Origin of the sequence: Acutalibacter caecimuris, assembly GCF_034335085.1 — a bacterium.
Classification (GTDB): domain Bacteria; phylum Bacillota; class Clostridia; order Oscillospirales; family Acutalibacteraceae; genus Acutalibacter; species Acutalibacter caecimuris.
This window is the reverse complement of record NZ_JAWXXJ010000083.1, coordinates 1-795: the sequence shown is the minus strand read 5'-3', so window position 1 is coordinate 795 and position 795 is coordinate 1. Positions and strand designations below refer to the sequence as shown.

The window sequence follows — 795 nt, the reverse complement described above, 5'->3', positions numbered from 1 at the left end:
AAGTTGACGCCGATGAAAATAAATGAAAAGAGAGAACATCTATGCTCAATGCAGGAAGCAGGATAGTAAATAATTGGATATATCCTATTGACAACGGCTATGTACTGATTGATACAGGGTATGAAAGAGGATTTGCACATTTCAAAAAGCAACTGGCAAAGATGCAAATAGCCCCTCAACAGATACGATATATTTTTCTGACACACGCTCACGATGACCATGCAGGCTATTTGAATGAAATACTCTCGGAATGCTCTGACATTCAAATCGTTATGAGTGACAAGGCGTTAGAAAGATTATATAAAGGGCAAAACTCTTTTCATGGCGGTTGCACAACCAAGATTGCCTTGCTCTTTTGTTTCTTAATGAAATTTGTTGGCAAGGGCAAGCATTTGTTTCCTCCAATAACGCAAGAATATTCATGTAGATGTATTCAAGTGACCGAACAAAACCGTAAGCAAGTGGAACTTTTATTGCAAGGAAAAATCATTGATACTCCCGGTCACACCGCCGATTCCATATCTCTTTTAACTAATGACGGTTCTCTATTCTGCGGCGACGCTGCTATGAACGGATTGCCAAGTTTACACAGAATAACTATTTGGGCGGAGGATAAAACGGATTTCCTAAAATCTTGGGAAACAATCATCGCACTTAGACCAAATCTAATATATCCGGGACATGGCAAGCCGTTTGGATATGACGACCTTAAAATAAATCTAAAGCGGGCAAAAAATATGGAATTATTACCGATTCACTAACTTCCGATTTATCGAACAGACAAGGAGGGCGAGA

At 39.4% G+C, this 795-nt stretch carries 1 protein-coding gene; it reads left to right on the top strand.

The annotated features are described in order from the left end of the window. Positions 1 to 41: 41 nt before the first annotated feature. Positions 42 to 761: an MBL fold metallo-hydrolase gene (locus U8U01_RS17255; protein ID WP_016304739.1), complete on the top strand. Its 720-nt coding sequence runs from the start codon at positions 42 to 44 to the stop codon at positions 759 to 761. Positions 762 to 795 lie beyond the last annotated feature (34 nt).

Bases quoted from the DNA above. Each gene is read 5' to 3' on its own strand.
- U8U01_RS17255 (WP_016304739.1), top strand. From the start codon at position 42: ATGCTCAATGCAGGAAGCAGGATAGTAAATAATTGGATATATCCTATT.